Raw genomic sequence first — 16,323 nt, 5'->3', positions numbered from 1 at the left:
CGGACGAGTACGAGCGAGCGGGGCGGTAGGAGAGGAACCTGATGGATCCGTTGCGCACCCTGTGGGAGACGTTCTTCGACTGGGAGTCGATGCGCGAGGCGCTACCCGAGATGCTGACCGTCGGGTTGCCCAACACGCTGATCCTGGCGGTCTCCGCCGCCCTGCTCGGCTCGGTGCTGGGCCTGCTGCTGGCGGTCGCCGGCATCGCCCGCACCCGCTGGCTGCGCTGGCCGGCCCGGGTCTACACCGACGTGTTCCGGGGCCTGCCGGCGGCCGCGACGATCCTGCTGATCGGCGTCGGGCTGGCCCCACTCGGGATGCAGGTGTGGGGTCCCGACCCGTACCCGCTGGGCATCCTGGCGCTGTCGCTGATCGCGGCCGCCTACATCGGAGAGATCTTCCGCTCCGGGATCCAGTCGGTGGAGGCGGCCCAGTTGGAGGGCGCCCGCGCGCTCGGCTTCTCCTGGGGTGAGGCGATGCGGGTGGTGATCATCCCGCAGGGCGTACGCCGGGTCCTGCCCGCCTGGGTCAACCAGCTCATCGCGCTGATCAAGGATTCCAGCCTGGTCTACTTCCTGGGACTGGTGGCCAGCGAGCGGGAGCTGTTCCGGATCGGACAGGACTACGCGGCGACCACCGGCAACGAGTCCGCGCTCCTGCTGGCCGGGCTCTTCTACCTGGCGCTCACCGTGCCGCTGACGCACGCGGTGAACGCGATCGACCGGCGGCTGCGGCACGGTCGCCCGGCCGGGGCCCCGGCCGACGACATCGACGACGCCGACCTGGCGCTGCCCGGAGCGGCCGGAGGGAGCCAGCGATGAGCACCGACACCACCACCTCGGTCAGCCTGGGTGTCCGCGACGTCCACCTCGCCTTCGGCCCCCACCGGGTGCTGCGCGGGGTGGACCTGGACGTGGCGCGCGGCGAAACGGCCTGCGTCATCGGGCCGTCCGGCTCCGGCAAGTCCACGCTGCTGCGGACCATCAACCGGCTCATCGAACCGGACCGTGGCGACGTGCTGCTCGACGGGCGAAGTGTGCTGGCCGACGACCCGGACGCCCTGCGGCAGCGTGTAGGAATGGTGTTCCAGCAGTTCAACCTCTTCCCGCACATGACGGTGCTGCGCAACGTCACGCTCGCGCTGCGCCGCATCAGGCGGCTGCCCGAGGAGGAGGCGGTCGCCGTCGCCCGGGCGCAACTGGACCTCGTCGGGCTGGCCGCCAAGGCCGACGCCCGGCCGGCGCACCTGTCCGGCGGGCAGCAGCAGCGGGTCGCGATCGCCCGCGCCCTGGCCCTGCAACCCGAGGTGATGCTCTTCGACGAGGCGACCAGCGCACTGGACCCCGAGCTCGTCAAGGGGGTGCTGGGCGTGATGGCCGACCTCGCGTCCGCCGGCATGACCATGGTGGTGGTGACCCACGAGATGGGCTTCGCCCGGGAGGTCGCCGACACGGTCGCCTTCATGGACCGCGGCGTGGTGCTGGAGACCGGCGAGCCGGCGGCGATCTTCGAGGCGGCCGGGCATCCCCGACTGCGTCGGTTCCTCTCCCAGGTGCTCTGAGCCCGGCCCGGGTCGCGCAGCCGCCGGGCCGGGCCGATCGTGGGTCCGGCTGCGGCGGCCGGACCGGCCGGGTCCGTCAGTCGTCGAGCACCTCGGCCACGTGGCGACGGCTCAGCGTCGCCACGACCGCGTCGGGGTCGGCGGCCCACACGTCGGCGTTGAAGATCTCCACCTCGATGTCCCCGGCGTAGCCGGCCGCCTCGACGGCCCGGCGCAGCAGCCGGAAGTCGATGTGCCCGTCGCCCATCATCCCCCGGGAGAGCAGGGCGTCCGGCGGCAGCGGGGTGATCCAGTCGCAGACCTGGAAGCTCACGATCCGGCCCCGGGCGCGCGCGATCTGGGCCAGGACGTCCGGGTCCCACCAGACGTGGAAGGTGTCGACCACGACGCCGACCTGCTCGGCCGGGAACCGCTCGGCGAGGTCGAGGGCCTGGCCGAGGGTGGAGAGCACACCCCGGTCGGCGCAGAAGATGGGGTGCATGGGCTCCAGACCGAGCCGTACGCCGTGCCGGGCCGCGTACGGGACCAGCTCGGCGATCCCGTCGGCCGCCCGTTCGCGTGCCCCGGCCAGGTCGCGGGAGCCCTCCGGCAGCCCGCCGACCACCAGGACCAGGCAGGCGGCGCCCACCTCGGCGGCCTCCTCGATGGCGCGGCGGTTGTCGTCGAGCGCGCGGGCCCGGGCGACCGGGTCGGCGGCGGTGAGGAACCCGCCCCGGCACAGGGAGGACACGCGCAGCCCGGCGTCGGCGACGAGGCGCGCGGCGGCGGCCGCGCCGATCGCCCGCACCGGTTCGCGCCACAGGCCGATCGCGGGCAGGCCGGCCCGTACGCACCCGGCGACCGCCTCCGCCACCGACCACCGGTCGGTGGTCTTCTGGTTGAGGGACAGCCGGGCCAGTCCGGGGTCGCCGGGCGCCGGCGTCGCCGTCCGGGCCGGTCGCCCCGAGGGCACGTCGACGGTCGCGTCCACGGTGGACTCCGTCGGGCCGCTCATCGACGCACCCCGGCCACGTCCAGGAACGCGCGCAGCCGCGCGGCGGCGAGGTCCGGGTCGGGCAGCAGCCGGGCGTCGTCGGCGAGGCGCGCCAGGTCGGCGAGGTGCACCACGCTGCGGGCGCTCTGCAACCCGGCGACCATCGTGAAGCCCGGCTGGTGGCCGCTGAGCCAGGCCAGGAACGCGATGCCCGCCTTGTAGTACCAGGTCGGCGTGCCGAAGATGTGCCGGGCCAGCGGCACCGTCGGCGCGAGGGCCGCGTCGTAGCCGGACAGGTCGCCCCGGTCGAGGGCCTGGAGGGCGCCGGACGCGGCCGGTGCGATCGCCGCGAAGATGCCGAGCAGGGCGTCGCTGTGGTGGGTGCCGTCGCCCCGGATCAGCTCCGGGTAGTTGAAGTCGTCACCGGTGTAGAGGCGTACCCCCTCGGGCAGGGCGGCCCGCAGCTCCCGTTCGTGCCCGGCGTCGAGCAGCGACACCTTCACCCCGTCGACCCGGTGCGCGTGGCGGCCGATCAGGTCGAGCAGCGCCGCGGTGGCCAAGGGGACCTCCGGCGAGCCCCAGTAGCCGTCCAGCGCCGGGTCGAACATCGGCCCGAGCCAGTGCAGGATCACCGGCCGGGACACCTGGGTGAGCAGCCGGTCGTAGACCTTGGCGTAGTCCTCGGGACCACCGGCGAGTCGGGCCAGTTGCCGGCTGGCCATCAGGATTACCTGCGCGCCGCTGGCCTCCACGACCTCGACCTGCTCCTCGTACGCGGCCGTGACCTCGTCGAGCGTGGTGAGGTCGGCGGGAACGTGGTCGGTTCCGGCGCCCGCCGCGATCCGGCCACCGGCCGCGCGGGCGGCGGCGGCGCTGCGGACGATGAGCTCCCGGGTCGTCGCCCAGTCGAGCCCCATGCCGCGCTGGGCGGTGTCCATCGCCTCGGCCACCCCGAGCCCGTACGACCAGAGGTGCCGGCGGAACGCCAGGGTGGACTCCCAGTCCACGGCCGCGGGCGCGCCCGGCACGTTGTCGCCGAACGGGTCGGCCGCCACGTGCGCGGCGGCGAACGCGGTCCGCGACGTGATCGGGGCGGCGGGCCGGTCCCACCGCGCCGGCTCGGCGAGCCGGCGCTCCTCCAGCGACCCGTCGGCGCGCGGCAACCACACCACGGCACTCATGCCGTCACCTCCCTTCGGTCGGCGCCGGCCTGAGGCACGAGCGCCCTGCGCCCGATGATTCGCTCGCTCCGCGCGCTCATGCCGTCAGCTCCGGCAGCTCGACGCGGTGACCCTCCCGCGAGGAGCGCAGGCCGGCGTCGGCGAGCTGGACGCCACGCGCGCCGGACAGCAGGTCGTACGGGTTGGGCGCGTCCTCGACGACGTGCCGGACGAACTGCTCCCACTGGGCCTTGAAGCCGTTGTCGAGCACCGCGTTGTCGGGCACCTCCTGCCACTGGTCCCGGAACCGCTGGGTCTCGACCAGGTCCGGGTTCCACACCGGTTTCGGGGTGACCGCCCGTGGCTGCACCCGGCAGCGGTGCAGCCCGGCGACCGCGCTGCCGTCGGTGCCGTCGACCTGGAACTCCACCAGCTCGTCCCGGTTGACCCGCACGGCCCAGGACGAGTTGACCTGCGCGACGATGCCGCCGTCGAGTTCGAAGATGGCGTACGCGGCGTCGTCGGCGGTGGCGTCGTAACGGTTGCCCTGCTCGTCCCAGCGGTGCGGGATGTGGGTGACGACCCGGGCGGTGACGGCCCGCACCGGGCCGAAGAGGTTCTCCAGCACGTAGCTCCAGTGCGGGAACATGTCCAGCGCGATGCCACCGCCGTCCTGCGCGCGGTAGTTCCAGCTCGGACGCTGCGCCGGCTGCCAGTCACCCTCGAAGACCCAGTAGCCGAACTCGCCGCGCACGGAGAGGATCCGGCCGAAGAACCCGCCGTCGACCAGTCGCTTGAGCTTCAGCAGCCCGGGCAGGTAGAGCTTGTCGTGCACCACGCCGTTCTTCACCCCGGCGCGGCGGGCGTGCCGGGCGAGGTCGAGAGCGCCGATGAGCGACTCGGCGGTGGGCTTCTCGGTGTAGACGTGGCGACCGGCGTCCATGGCCTTGATCAGGGACTTCTCCCGCACCTGGGTGAGCTGGGCGTCGAAGTAGACCGGGAAGTCGGGGTCGGCCAGGGCGGCGTCCAGGTCGGTGGTCCAGCGAGCCAGGTCGTGGCGTTCGGCGATCTCCCGGAGCTTCGTCCCGTTCCGGCCGACGAGCAGGGGTTCGAGTTGCACGCGGGTGCCGTCGGAGAGCGCGACGCCGCCCTGCTCCCGGATGGCGAGGACGGATCGCACGAGGTGTTGCCGGTAGCCCATCCGGCCGGTCACCCCGTTCATCACCACGCCGAGCTTGCGAGCGGCCATCGACGAACCTCCTTGGGAAAGCGCTTACCGAGACGGTATGGCAGAGCCTGTCGCCGAGGCAAGGGCCGTCCATGGTGGACGCTCACGCTCGGCGACGACGGTACGGCCGGATCGCGGACCCGCAGGCCAACGGCCCGATCCACGGTTTGACGGTCGATCCGGGGATTCCTACGCTGGCGGCACGCGATCTCCGCCCGCGACCGAGTCGGGAAGGACAGGTTTCGTGACCGGTTCCGTCACGCTGCACGACGTAGCGCGCCGCGCCGGAGTGTCGCTGGCCACCGCCTCCCGCGCCCTCAACGGCAGCGCCAACCGGGTCGTGGGCGAGCAGCTGCGCGAGCGGGTGCTCCGTGCCGCGGCCGAGCTGCGCTACTCCCCCAACGCGCACGCGCAGGCGATGGCCCGGGGCCGGACCGACGTCGTCGGCCTGTCGTTGCACGACATCGCCGACCCCTACTTCTCGGCCGTCGCCGCCGGTGTCATGCGTGAGGCGGGCGCGAACGGTCTGCTGGTCACCATGGCCAGCACGCAACGCAGGCCGGGGGCGGAGACCGACTACGTCGGCGCGTTCCGGCGGCACTGGGCCAGCGTCGTCATCGTCGTCGGCAGCCGCACCGACGACCGCGCCGCGACCGACCGGCTCGCCGACGAACTGGCCGCGTTCGAGGCCGAGGGAGGCCGGGCCGTGGCCGTGAGCCAGCCCCGGCTCCCGGTCGACACCATCTCGATCGACAACCATGGCGGCGCGCGCGACCTCGGCGAGGCCCTGCACGACCTCGGCCACCGCCGGTTCGCGGTGCTCGGCGGCCCCGGCGACCTGCTCACCGCGAGCGAGCGGGTGGCCGGGTTCCGCGCGGCGCTGAGCCGGCGGGGCGGCCGGCTCGACCCGGACCACGTCGTGTCCGGGCCGTTCACCCGCGACGGCGGCTACGACGCCATGCACCGGCTGCTCGACCGGGAGCCGGATGTGACCTGCGTGTTCGCGGTCAACGACGTGATGGCCGTGGGCGCGATGGCCGCGATGCGCGACCGGGGTCTGGAGCCGCCGGCCGGCATGGCCGTCGCCGGCTTCGACGACATCGCGACCCTGCGCGACGTGAACCCAGGGCTGACCACCGTCCGGATCCCCCTGGAGGAGATCGGGGCGCTCGCCGTCCGCCTGGCCCTGGAGGACGACGTCGCGCGTCCCCGCGTGCGCCGGGTCGGCGGCGAGGTCGTGCTCCGGGCCAGCACTCCCCGCGTACCGTCCTGATCCGACCCGCGGCCCGCCGGGCCGCCCCGGGTGGGGAGCGGCGGCCACGCTGCCGCCGCTCCCCCGCCCGGCCGGTGGCCGGTCAGGCCGCCGGAGTGCCACGTACGGTGAGGTCACGCATCCGCCCGACGTTGTCGAACGAGCCGAAGCCCACCCGGCCCGAGTCGAACGTGGTGTCCTTCGCGGTCATCAGCGGGTCCTTCGCCCCGTCGACGTAGACCGCGATCTCGCCGGTCGCCGGCAGGTGCCGAACCCGGACCGTGTGCCAGTCCGCGTCCACGATGGCCGGTGCGGCGCCACGGGAGCGCCCGTTCCACTGGTAGTCGATGCGCTCCCGGTCCGCGTTGTTGACCTTGAAGATGCCGTTGTGCGGCAGGATCGTGTTGTCCGTCGACACGTGGGCGTAGTAGAACTCGGTGTCCGACCGGTAGCCGAAGACGATGATGACGTCCCGGTTGGTCACCTCGACTGGCGTGTCCAGCCGCACCTCGGCGGTGACGTCCACGGCCCCGAACTCCGGTCCGGCGGTGAGCACGGCGTACTCGAACGGCCGGCGCGGGCCCGGCCGCTGCACGCCCGCCTCGGCGAGGATGACCTGCTCGCCGGTGAACTGCCACTTCGACGGGGTCACCGGGGCCCAGTTGCTCGGCCGCATGGTGTCCTTGACCTTGGTGTTGCCGGGCTTCGTGGCGGCGAACTCCCGCGTGCCGGTCACCTTCCACACCTTGCCGTTGGCCTTGGCGAGGATGTACAGCTCACCCTGCGCGTCGGTGCCGAAGCGCAGGTCCACCCGGTTCGGGTCGCCGGGCGCGCCGACGCCGGACAGGTCCTGCATCCGCACCGGGTTGCCTGCGGCGTCGAAGAGGGCCAGCCGGTGGATGGGGGCCAGGCCCTCGCCGCGCCGCATCTCCGTCGCCTCCGTGTAGAGCACCCGCCCGTCGACGAGGTCGCCGAAGACGTACTTGCCGCGCAGCGCCGGCACGTCCCGACCCCGGTAGACGAAGCCGCCGGCCACCGCGACCCCGACGTCCGAGGTGCAGTTCCAGCCCGGCGCCGGGTCGTGGTCGTACGCGGCGACCGGGTAGGTGTAGCCGTACTGGGCGTCGTCCTCGGGCAGCGGGAAGAGCTTGTCGCACGGGCGGGTCGACGCCTTGTCGAAGACGAACGCCCCCTCGCGCTCGCTCCAGCCGAAGTTGTCGCCGGGCCGCACCTCGTAGATCGCCTCGATGGCGTGCTCACCGATGTGGCCGAGGTACAGCTTGCCGGTCTGCCGGTCCCAGCTGAACCGGTGCGGGTCCCGGAAGCCGACCGCGTAGATCTCGCCGAGCGCCCCGGCTTGACCGACGAACGGGTTCGACGGCGGGATCCCGTACCGCCGGCTGGCCGCGTTGGTGCCGAGCGGGTCGATCCGCAGCAGCTTGCCGTGCGGGAGCGCGAGGTTCTGCGGGTCGGTGTTGCGGACGCCGAGCCCGCCGTCGCCGGCCGCGATGTAGAGCATGCCGTAGTCGGCGTCCCGCTTCTTCGCGGTCGGGTTGAAGTTGATCTCCTGGATGCCGTGGACCTGGCCGCCGAAGCCGATGCGCAGCACCTCCCGGTGGGTGCCGGCGAAGGTGTCGGCGGCCGGGTCGCCGGCCGTCCACTCGGTGATCACACCGTGGTAGATGGTGCCGGTCTGCGACCAGTCGGGCACCTCGGTCGCCAGCGACGCCTGCTCGGTGTGGACGGTGTAGAACCTGCCACTGCGCTTGAAGTCCGGGTGGAACGCGACGTAGCCGAAGCCCTGGCCGAGACCGCGGCCGGAGAAGAACTTGGGCGCGAAGGTCGCGGCGACGTCGAGGTAGACGTGCGGCACGCCGTCGCGGACCACGTAGAGCCGGCCGTTGAGGTCCGGTACGGCCCGACGACCGGAGCCGTCCGGAATCTCCATGATGGTGTTGATCCGGGCCTGCCGGACGAGTCGCTGGTCGGTCGGGGCGGGCGTCGGCTCCGACTTCGGGAAGGACGCGTACTCGCTCAGGACGAGCCCGAGGCGGCTCTGGATCTGCGCCTGCGGGATGGGGTCGTAGATCGGGTCGGCGGCCTGGGCGGGCGGCGCGACCAGCAGGGACAGGGTGAGGGCGGCGGCCGCGAGCACGGCGGTGGTCGCCGATCTGCGCGCGCTACGAGTGGAGATGCGCACGGTCACTCCATTCTCGGGGACGGGTGGTGGGGCGGGTCAGCGCCCGCGGGCGGTCATGTGTCGGTACTGCTTCTCGACGTCCCGGGCCGAGACGACGCGGTCGAGGAACATCAGCGAGTCCATGCGGCAGTCGCACGGGTTCTGCTCGCGGCTGTCCTGCGGATAGCTCCCACCGATCTTGATGCCGCGGGGGTCGGTGGCGGTGGTGACGTGCGGCCCGGGGCCGCCGACCAGCCACGGGTCGTCCGTGCGGGTGTAGAACCCGGCCAGCGGCCTGCCGTTGCGGTAGAGGGCCATGGCACCCGTGGCGAAGTCGAACGTGGCGGCCAAATGCACCCACTCGCCCACCGGGAGCAGCCGGCGCCAGTCCTCGTTCGCCGCGTACGTCTGCGAGTTGCCGCCGTCGAGCCGCCGGCCCAGCGCGACCAGCCGCAACTCCCCGTTGACGTCGATGAGTTCGAGCAGCGCCCGGACGCCGTGACCGTCGGAGTCGCCGGTCAGCACGCCGGCGAGCCCGATCGCGTTGAACAGGTCGTCGGGGTTGGCGGTGGTGGAGTTCGGCCGAGGGCCGGTCATGCCCACCTTGAACCAGCCCATGACGGTGGTGCCGGCCACGGCGTTGAACGGCCGCAGCGTGCGGACGCCGCTGGCCGACCAGGTGCCGGCCTTCCAGTCGTCGTTGCCGGCGACGGTCGGCTCGACCTGCCGGGTCTCCAGCGCCCGGCCGCTGCCGGCGTACGCCCGGTCGCGTACCCGCATCTGGGCGCCGCCGTTGACCAGTTCGATCTCGGTGCCCGAGCGGCCCTGGTCGCGTTCCAGCGCCGGGTCACCGGGGACCGGATGGTCGAAGTCGTAGTAGGCGACCAGGTTCTCTCGCAGGGACGGGTGGACGTCGCGCGGGCCGGGCCAGCCGGCCGCGGCGGGTGGTGCCGCGGCGCCCGCCAGCAGACCGGCCGCCACGAGGGCGGCGGTCGCGGCGGCGACGCGTCGTGGTCTCGACATCGCGTACACCTCTCTGTGCCACGAAGTTCGCCGGCCCGGGCGGTCGGTAAGCGCTTACCGGACGCGCCGGGCCTACCTATGTCGGTGGTGCGGTGGTGCCGATCGGTTCAGACCTTCGGGGTGACCGGGGGCTCGGCGGGCCGCCCGCCGAGGTAGAGCTCACCGAGCTGCGGATCGGCCAGCAGCTCCGACGCCGGGCCGGAGATGTGCACCCGGCCGAGGTCGAGCACGCAGCCGAGGTCCGCGGTCTCCAGCGCGCGCCGGGCGTTCTGCTCGACCAGCAGCACGGCGGTGCCGGCGTCGCGCATCCGGACGACCTGTTCGAAGACCGTGGCGGTGGCCTTCGGGTCGAGCCCCATCGACGGCTCGTCGAGGAGGACGACCTTCGGGTCCACCATGAGCGAGCGGGCGAACTCGACCTGCTTCTGCTGGCCGCCGGAGAGCAGACCGGCGAGGCTGTCCCACCGGTCGGCCACCACCGGGAAGAGTTCCTTGACGAACTCCACCCGCTCGGCGACGAACGCCTTGTTCTTCAGCGTGTAGCCGCCGAGGAGCACGTTCTCGGCCACCGTCATCTCCCGGAAGACGCTGTGTCCCTGGAGGACGTGCGCCACCCCGGCCGCCAGCATCCGCTGCGGGCCCTGGCCGGTGACCTCCCGGCCACCGACCAGGATCCGTCCGGAGCGCGGCGTGAGCAGGCCGCTCGCCACCTTCAGCACGGTCGACTTGCCGGCGCCGTTCGGGCCGACGAGACAGACGATCGTGCCGGCCGGCACGGCGACGGTCAGACCCCGCAGCACCGGGGCCGCGCGCCCGTAGCCGGCCTGGATGTCGATGAGTTCGATCTCAGACGCCAAGGTAGGCCCCCAGCACGCGTTCGTCGGAGCGGATGACGGACGGCGGCCCCTCCGCGATGGGCCGGCCGCGGTCGAAGACCACGATGTGATCACTGATGCTCATGACCAGGTCCATGTTGTGCTCGACGATCACGAAGGTGCGCCCCTCGGCGTTGAGCTCGCGGACCAGGCCGCCGATGCGGTCGAGCAGCGCCGGGTTGACCCCGCCCGCCGGCTCGTCGAGCAGGACGGTCTCCGGGTCGCTCATGAGGACGCCGGCCAGCTCCAGCAGCTTCTGCTGCCCCCAGGACATGTTGCGGGCCTCCACGTCGGCGAGGTGCTCGATGCCCAGCCGGGTCAGCCAGCTCCGCGCCCGGTCGACCTCCGCCCGGCCGTGCGCGCCGCGCAGCTGCCCGAGCAACCCCGCCGGTCGTACGGCGGCGAGGACGTTGTCCAGCGCGGACATCCGGGGGAACACCCGGCACAGCTGGAACGTTCGGCCGACGCCGGCGTGCGCGATCGCGTGCGGTGTGGACCGGGTGATGTCGCGCCCCCGGTAGGTGGTGCGACCGCCGTCGGCGCGGATCATGCCGGTGACGCAGTTGAAGAACGTCGTCTTGCCGGAGCCGTTGGGGCCGATCAACGCGTTGACCTGGCCGTGCCGGAAGGCCACGCTCGCGCCGTCGAGGGCGACCACGCCGCCGAACGCCTTGGTCAGGCCCTCGGTGCGCAGCGCCTCCCCGCTCCCGTTCCGCTCGGTCATGACCGCTCCCTCGCCGACGCCGCGCCCGGCCCGCCGTTGCCCGCGGCCGCCATCTCGGGCGGCACGCCGTCCGCCTCGCCGCGCTCCCGCTGCTCGCGCAGCTGCGCGGCGGTCACCTCGCGGATCGAGTGCTGGGCCGGCCGGAACCGCTCGATCTGCGCCGCGATCGCCGGCAGCACCCCGTCCGGCATGAACAGCACGACGAGCGCGAGCAGCAGGCCGGTGGCGACCAGGTGCAGCGGCGTGTTGCCGTACTCCACCTTGAAGTACTCCAGCGCGGTCCCGACGACCACGGCGCCGAGCAGCGGGCCGAACAGGTTGCGGACGCCGCCGAGGAGCGCCATCAGCACCATGTACGACCCGGTGAGGATGGAGAACTGGAAGACCGGGTCGAGGTCACCGAACCAGAGGGCGTAGAGGCCGCCCGCCGAGGCGGTGAAGCCGGCGGAGATCACGAAGACCACCAGCTTGTAGGCGAACGTCGGGGTGCCCAGCGCCTCGGCCTTGTCCTCGTCCTCCCGGATCGCCTTCAGCCCCAGGCCGAACCGTGAGCGGTCGATCACCCACCACACCAGCAGCGCGAGCGCCAGCAGGGCCACGAAGAGGAACCAGAAGACCCGGTGGTGTTCGGGACGCAGCAGGTCGGGGAAGGGCCGCGGCACGACCAGCCCACGCGACCCACCGGTGAACGACGCCCAGCTCTGGAAGACCAGCAGCAGGACCAGCACCAGCGCGATCGACACGATCACGAAGGAGGCGCCGCGCACCCGCAGCGCCGCGTAGCCGATCGGCACCGCCAGGGCCGCCACCAGCACGGCCGAGACCGCCAGGGCCAGGAAGCTCGGCAGGCCGGCCTTCGTGACCAGCAGGCCGGTGCCGTACGCGCCCAGCCCGGCCAGGGCGCCGTGCCCCAGCGAGATGTAGCCGGTGAACCCGCCGACGAAGTTCCACGACGTCGACAGGACCGCGTAGTTCAGCACCAGGATGCCGGCCGAGAGGATGTACGGGTTGGGCGCCAGCGACGGGAACGCGAGCGCCACCGCGACGAGCGCCAGGAGCGCGATCCCCTTCGCGGCCCGTGCGACGGTCACCAGGGGTGGACGCGCGCCGCCGCCCGGCGCGGTGGTGGTGGGGCCTGCCGTCGTCGGTGTGGGTTCAGAAGCGCTGGGCAAGCCGACCTCCGAAGAATCCCTGCGGGCGGAACGCCAGCGTGGCGAAGAGCGCGAGGTAGAAGACGGTCTGCGCCCAGGTGGTGTTCAGCGGGATCTGCAACAGGCTCTGCGTCAGGCCGAGCACCATCGCGGCGGCCGCCGCGCCCGGCACGCTGCCCAGCCCGCCGACCACGATGATCGCCATCAGCGGGCCGATCCAGTGCCAGTGCAGCGACGGGTAGATGGTGGTGTCCAGGGCCAGGGCGGTGCCGCCGACGGCCGCGCTGGCCAGGCCGAGGCCGAAACCGAAGCCCGCCACCCGGTCGGTGTCGATCCCGACCAGCCGGGCGGCGTCGCGGTGCTGGATCGTCGCCCGCAGCGCCCACCCGAACGTCGTCTTCTTGAGCAGCAGCCAGAGCGTCAGCAGCGCGGCGGCGGCGAGGCCGAACGCGATCAGCTTCACCACCGCGATCCGGGCGCCGAACAGCTCGATGTTCGCCGAGCCGTAGCCGAGCTGGATGCGCCGCTGGGTGCCGGTGAACGCGTACCCCAGCAGTCCCTCGATCATCACCGCGATGGCGAAGGTGAGCAGCACCGACATCATGGTGAGGGTCGCCGGGCGCAGCCGGGACAGCAGCAGCCGTTGCAGCAGCACGCCCGCGCCGAAGAACAGCGGGACCGTGACGACCAGCGACAGCAGCGGGTCGACGCCGAGCCGGCTGTGCCACCACCAGGCCAGGTACGCGGCGAGGATGAGGAACGCCGAGTGGGCGATCATCACCACCCGCATGATTCCGAAGTAGAGCGTCAGGCCCGAGGCCAGCAGGGCGTAGAGCCCACCGAGGAGCAGACCCAGGATGACGCTCTGGAAGATCAGCGCGCCGGAGGACATCCGCGCCTACCAGGCCGGCTTCGGGAAGACGAAGTCGGCTTCCTTGGCGTCGGCGGGAAGCACGATCTGGATCTCTCCCTTGACCCACTGCTGGATCATGTGCGCGCCCTTCGGCTTGCCGGTGGCGTCCCAGCTCAGCGGACCGACGACGGTCTCCACCGTGTTGCCGCGGACCCACTCGATCAGCTTCTTCTGGCAGTCGCCCTGCTCGGCGCAGCCGACGGCGGTGATCGCGGCGGCGACGACCTGGCCGGTGGTGTACGCGTTCGCCTCGTCCTCCTCCGGCGGCGAGCCGAACTGGGCGGTGTACTTCTCGACGAACTCGACGTTGCTCGGGTAGGGCGCCTTCTGCGTGTAGCCGGTGGGCGCCAGGATGCCCTCGGTCTTGTTGCCGATGGCGGCCGCGAACTCCGGGCTGGTCGGCGCCGTGGAGAAGGCGGCCAGCTTCGGCTGGTAGTTGAGCTGCTGGAGGGCGACGATCAGGTTCACGCCGTCCTGGTACTGCGACCCACCGACCACGATGTCCGCCTTCGAGGAGGCGATCTTCGCGGCGATGCCACTGAAGTCGGTGGTGTTCGGCGGGTAGACCTCGTCCACGACCGTGCGGATCCCGCCGGCGGCCAGCTTCTCCTTGAGACCGTACGCGGTGCCCTGCGCGAACGGGTCGTCCATCGCCGCGTACGCCGCGGTGGTCGGCCGCTGCTCCGGCGGGAGGGCGAGGATGTGCTCCGCGAGGTGGTTGTAGTGGTCGTTGGCCACCGCCGGGGCGGCGTAGAAGAGGTTCTTGAAGCCCTGCTCGAAGACCTCCTTCGCCGCGCCCGCGGGCTCGACGAACAACATGCCGTACTCCTCGGCCACCCGGGCGGCCGGCACGACGAGCCGGGTCGAGAAGGGACCCACCACGACGTCGACCTGGTCCTGGCCGATGAGCTGCTCGTAGTCGGAGACGACCCGGTCGGCGTTGGACTGGTCGTCGAGGATCTTCAGCTCGACCGGACGGCCCAGGAGCCCGCCCTTGTCGTTGACGATCTTCGCCCAGGCCTGGTAACCGCGCTGCACACCCTTGCCGGGCTCGGAGAAGTCTCCGGTGAGCGGCAGCGAGATGCCGACCACGATCGGATCGTCGCCGGAGGCTGAACCCTCGCCGTCGCCCCCGCTGCAGGCACCGAGCGCGAGGACCATCGTCGCGCCGACCGCCGTTGCCCATCTCATTCTTGTCAACCGGGTGGACATCCTCGGACGCTCCTTTGCACCGGGCTGGAAGCGCTTACGAAAGCGCTTTCGTACTCTAGGCTGTGGGCTACGTCACTGGCAATAGCCGAAGACGCGTCAGCATCGATGTATTTCGGGAGCGTTACAGATGCCCAAGCCTGGGTCGAGGTTGCGCCTCGTCGACGTGGCGGAGCGGGCCGGCGTGTCGCTGGCGACCGCCTCGCGCGCGCTCGCCGGCCGCGACGGGGTCAGCGAGGAGGTCGCCGACCGGGTGCGGCGGGTCTCCCAGGAGCTGGGCTACGTGGCCAATCCCTACGCCCGCACCCTGGCCGGCGGAGCGAGCTCCACAGTGGGCCTCGTGGTGCACCAGGTGGACGACCCCTACTTCTCCGAGATCGCCGGCGGGGTCATCCAGGTCGCCGCCGAGCAGGGGCTGCTCGTGCAGATCTGCCACTCCGGGCGCGACCCCGAATTCGAGCTTCGCCAGATCCGCCACCTCATCGCCCAGCGGGTCGGCATCATCCTCATCGCCGGCTCCGGCTACACCGACCACCGGGTGGAGGCGGAGACCAGGGCGGAGCTGTCGGCCTACCAGAACCTGGGCGGACGCGTCGCCGTCATCGGCCGCCACTCGCTCGGCGCCGACGCGGTGCTGCCGGACAACGAGGCCGGTGGCCGGGTCCTCGCCGAGCACCTGCTCGGGCTGGGACACCGGCGCATCGCCGTCGCGGCCGGCACCGAGGGTCTGACCACCGTCGCCGACCGGCTCGCCGGGGTGGCCGCCGCGCTGCAACGCCACGGCCTGGACCTCGCCGACCTTGCCGTGGTGCACACCGACTTCACCCGGGAGGGCGGCCGGCTCGCCGCCGAGCGGATCCTCGCCGAGCACCCGGGGACGACCGCCATCGTCGCGCTCAACGACGCGATGGCGATGGGCGTGCTGGCGGTGCTGCGCGCGCACCGCATTCCCGTGCCGGAGCGGATGTCGGTGGTCGGGTTCGACGACGTCTCCGTCGCCGCCGACCTGGCGCCCAGCCTCACCACCGTCCGGCTGCCGATGACCGACATGGGTCGGATGGCGCTCGCCCTCGCGCTCAAGCCCCGCACGACCCGACCGCGCCGCCGCTCCACCGGTCACACCCTCGTGGTCCGCGACTCCACCGGCCCGGCGCCGGCCTGACCCGTGCCGGCCGTCCCCGACCGAGCGCCGGCGGGCGCGCCCCGCGACGCCGGCCGGTCACCCCCGGTGGGCCGACCCGGTCCGGGGCCGGCCCACCGTGGCGCGGGTCCCGTCAGAAGCCGGGGAAGACGCCGCGCAGCTCGTCGAGGTCGACCGCGCCGGTCACCCGCACACCCTCCGGCGTGTACCGCGGCCCGAGCCGGCCGACCGTGAGGCGCAGCCACGCCTCGGCGGGCGCCACCAGCTCACCGTCCGACTGCTCCGGAGCCTCGGTCAGCTCGACCCGCTCACCCAGCCGCAGCCCGTACGTCCGCTCCGGGTCGTGCAGCCGCACGGCGAGCACGGCCCGGCGGCCACCGAGCACGTCCGGTCGACCGGTCCAGGCGAGCATCGCGCCGACCTGGTCGAGCAGCAGCGGCACCGCGTCGGCGGCCACCGTCGCGGCCGGATCGAACCCGACCTCGACGTCCCACCGGTGCAGGGCGAACTCGCTCAGACGCATCCTGGCGGCGGTGGCGACATCCACCGGCTCGGGCAGGAAACCCAGGTCGACGCGCAGCTCCGCCCGGGCGGTGGGGTCCAGCGCCTCGTACGCCTCGACCAGCCGCTCGTTGGCGTCGAGGAAACCGGCGGCGTGCTCGGCGGGCGGCATCGCGTCCCACCGCGCCCACACCGTCGGGTTGAAGTCCCCGCCGGGCGCGGGGTCCCCCGCCTGGGCCGCCCGCAGCGCCGCCAGGTTGATCTCGGCGCCACTGCCGAGGTGGCTGAGCACCTGCGACACCGTCCACTCGGCGGCACCGGACGGCCGGACCAGGTCGTCCGGATCGAGTTTGCGGACGAAGGCGGCGAGCGCGTCGTGTCCGCTGCGCAGTGCGGCGATCGTCTGGTCCGCGGTCGTGGTCATGGTTCTCCT

General features: G+C 72.7%; 15 protein-coding genes. 4 read left to right on the top strand and 11 right to left on the bottom strand.

Going from position 1 to position 16,323, the window contains the following annotated elements:
* Positions 1 to 41 precede the first annotated feature (41 nt).
* Positions 42 to 821 carry an amino acid ABC transporter permease gene (locus GA0070620_RS04560; protein WP_091588697.1) on the top strand — a complete coding sequence of 260 codons (780 nt, stop codon included), beginning with the start codon at positions 42 to 44 and terminating at the stop codon, positions 819 to 821.
* Positions 818 to 1,561, top strand: coding sequence for an amino acid ABC transporter ATP-binding protein (locus GA0070620_RS04555; RefSeq protein ID WP_091588696.1), 744 nt, complete (start codon positions 818 to 820; stop codon positions 1,559 to 1,561). Before GA0070620_RS04560 ends, GA0070620_RS04555 begins: the two co-directional genes overlap by 4 nt.
* A 76-nt stretch (positions 1,562 to 1,637) precedes the next feature.
* Here the strand turns inward: GA0070620_RS04555 and GA0070620_RS04550 are convergent, their stop codons facing one another.
* The 3 genes from GA0070620_RS04550 to GA0070620_RS04540 form a co-directional block, all read right to left on the bottom strand.
* Positions 1,638 to 2,555, bottom strand: a complete 918-nt coding sequence (locus GA0070620_RS04550) for a sugar phosphate isomerase/epimerase family protein (RefSeq protein WP_091588695.1) — start codon at positions 2,553 to 2,555, stop codon at positions 1,638 to 1,640.
* Positions 2,552 to 3,715 (bottom strand): dihydrodipicolinate synthase family protein, encoded by a 1,164-nt coding sequence (locus GA0070620_RS04545; RefSeq protein WP_091588694.1) that lies wholly within the window; start codon positions 3,713 to 3,715, stop codon positions 2,552 to 2,554. The genes GA0070620_RS04550 and GA0070620_RS04545 overlap by 4 nt, the downstream gene beginning before the upstream one ends.
* Positions 3,716 to 3,791: 76 nt before the next feature.
* Positions 3,792 to 4,943 (bottom strand): Gfo/Idh/MocA family protein, encoded by a 1,152-nt coding sequence (locus tag GA0070620_RS04540; RefSeq protein ID WP_091588693.1) that lies wholly within the window; start codon positions 4,941 to 4,943, stop codon positions 3,792 to 3,794.
* Between the two features lie 223 nt (positions 4,944 to 5,166).
* Here GA0070620_RS04540 and GA0070620_RS04535 point away from each other — a divergent pair, with 223 nt between their 5' ends.
* Positions 5,167 to 6,195 (top strand): LacI family DNA-binding transcriptional regulator, encoded by a 1,029-nt coding sequence (locus tag GA0070620_RS04535; RefSeq protein ID WP_231922232.1) that lies wholly within the window; start codon positions 5,167 to 5,169, stop codon positions 6,193 to 6,195.
* An 82-nt stretch (positions 6,196 to 6,277) separates the two neighbouring features.
* Here the strand turns inward: GA0070620_RS04535 and GA0070620_RS04530 are convergent, their stop codons facing one another.
* The 7 genes from GA0070620_RS04530 to GA0070620_RS04500 form a co-directional block, all read right to left on the bottom strand.
* Entirely contained in the window at positions 6,278 to 8,374 is a 2,097-nt protein-coding gene (locus tag GA0070620_RS04530) for a PQQ-dependent sugar dehydrogenase (protein WP_231922231.1), read from the bottom strand.
* Positions 8,375 to 8,410: 36 nt separating this feature from the next.
* Positions 8,411 to 9,376, bottom strand: a complete 966-nt coding sequence (locus GA0070620_RS04525) for a LamG-like jellyroll fold domain-containing protein (protein WP_091588690.1) — start codon at positions 9,374 to 9,376, stop codon at positions 8,411 to 8,413.
* A 107-nt stretch (positions 9,377 to 9,483) separates the two neighbouring features.
* A complete protein-coding gene (locus tag GA0070620_RS04520; RefSeq protein WP_091588689.1) occupies positions 9,484 to 10,233 on the bottom strand; it encodes an ABC transporter ATP-binding protein in 750 nt (249 codons plus the stop codon).
* Positions 10,223 to 10,975, bottom strand: coding sequence for an ABC transporter ATP-binding protein (locus GA0070620_RS04515; protein ID WP_091588688.1), 753 nt, complete (start codon positions 10,973 to 10,975; stop codon positions 10,223 to 10,225). Before GA0070620_RS04515 ends, GA0070620_RS04520 begins: the two co-directional genes overlap by 11 nt.
* The gene (locus GA0070620_RS04510) at positions 10,972 to 12,066 is read right to left on the bottom strand and encodes a branched-chain amino acid ABC transporter permease (protein ID WP_231922230.1); all 1,095 of its coding nucleotides are present in this window, start codon (positions 12,064 to 12,066) and stop codon (positions 10,972 to 10,974) included. Before GA0070620_RS04510 ends, GA0070620_RS04515 begins: the two co-directional genes overlap by 4 nt.
* Before the next feature lie 64 nt (positions 12,067 to 12,130).
* Positions 12,131 to 13,018, bottom strand: coding sequence for a branched-chain amino acid ABC transporter permease (locus GA0070620_RS04505; RefSeq protein WP_091588687.1), 888 nt, complete (start codon positions 13,016 to 13,018; stop codon positions 12,131 to 12,133).
* A 6-nt stretch (positions 13,019 to 13,024) separates the two neighbouring features.
* Positions 13,025 to 14,230, bottom strand: coding sequence for an amino acid ABC transporter substrate-binding protein (locus GA0070620_RS04500; protein ID WP_231922229.1), 1,206 nt, complete (start codon positions 14,228 to 14,230; stop codon positions 13,025 to 13,027).
* A 148-nt stretch (positions 14,231 to 14,378) separates the two neighbouring features.
* On the opposite strand from GA0070620_RS04500, the gene GA0070620_RS04495 reads away from it, so the two are divergent.
* Positions 14,379 to 15,410 (top strand): LacI family DNA-binding transcriptional regulator, encoded by a 1,032-nt coding sequence (locus GA0070620_RS04495; RefSeq protein ID WP_091588685.1) that lies wholly within the window; start codon positions 14,379 to 14,381, stop codon positions 15,408 to 15,410.
* Between the two features lie 112 nt (positions 15,411 to 15,522).
* Here GA0070620_RS04495 and GA0070620_RS04490 read toward each other — a convergent pair whose 3' ends face one another.
* Entirely contained in the window at positions 15,523 to 16,314 is a 792-nt protein-coding gene (locus tag GA0070620_RS04490; RefSeq protein WP_091588684.1) for a maleylpyruvate isomerase N-terminal domain-containing protein, read from the bottom strand.
* Between the last annotated feature and the right edge of the window lie 9 nt (positions 16,315 to 16,323).

Source organism: Micromonospora krabiensis (genome assembly GCF_900091425.1).
Classification (GTDB): domain Bacteria; phylum Actinomycetota; class Actinomycetes; order Mycobacteriales; family Micromonosporaceae; genus Micromonospora; species Micromonospora krabiensis.
The sequence above is the reverse complement of the archived record's forward strand: the minus strand, read 5'-3'. Positions and strand labels throughout refer to the sequence as shown.

Excerpts from the sequence above, each read along its gene's own strand:
- GA0070620_RS04550 (WP_091588695.1), bottom strand. The coding sequence starts at position 2,555 with ATGAGCGGCCCGACGGAGTCCACCGTGGACGCGACCGTCGACGTGCCC.
- GA0070620_RS04540 (WP_091588693.1), bottom strand. The coding sequence starts at position 4,943 with ATGGCCGCTCGCAAGCTCGGCGTGGTGATGAACGGGGTGACCGGCCGG.
- GA0070620_RS04555 (WP_091588696.1), top strand. The coding sequence starts at position 818 with ATGAGCACCGACACCACCACCTCGGTCAGCCTGGGTGTCCGCGACGTC.
- GA0070620_RS04500 (WP_231922229.1), bottom strand. The coding sequence starts at position 14,230 with ATGAGATGGGCAACGGCGGTCGGCGCGACGATGGTCCTCGCGCTCGGT.
- GA0070620_RS04490 (WP_091588684.1), bottom strand. The coding sequence starts at position 16,314 with ATGACCACGACCGCGGACCAGACGATCGCCGCACTGCGCAGCGGACAC.
- GA0070620_RS04495 (WP_091588685.1), top strand. The coding sequence starts at position 14,379 with ATGCCCAAGCCTGGGTCGAGGTTGCGCCTCGTCGACGTGGCGGAGCGG.
- GA0070620_RS04525 (WP_091588690.1), bottom strand. The coding sequence starts at position 9,376 with ATGTCGAGACCACGACGCGTCGCCGCCGCGACCGCCGCCCTCGTGGCG.
- GA0070620_RS04515 (WP_091588688.1), bottom strand. The coding sequence starts at position 10,975 with ATGACCGAGCGGAACGGGAGCGGGGAGGCGCTGCGCACCGAGGGCCTG.
- GA0070620_RS04545 (WP_091588694.1), bottom strand. The coding sequence starts at position 3,715 with ATGAGTGCCGTGGTGTGGTTGCCGCGCGCCGACGGGTCGCTGGAGGAG.
- GA0070620_RS04560 (WP_091588697.1), top strand. The coding sequence starts at position 42 with ATGGATCCGTTGCGCACCCTGTGGGAGACGTTCTTCGACTGGGAGTCG.
- GA0070620_RS04505 (WP_091588687.1), bottom strand. The coding sequence starts at position 13,018 with ATGTCCTCCGGCGCGCTGATCTTCCAGAGCGTCATCCTGGGTCTGCTC.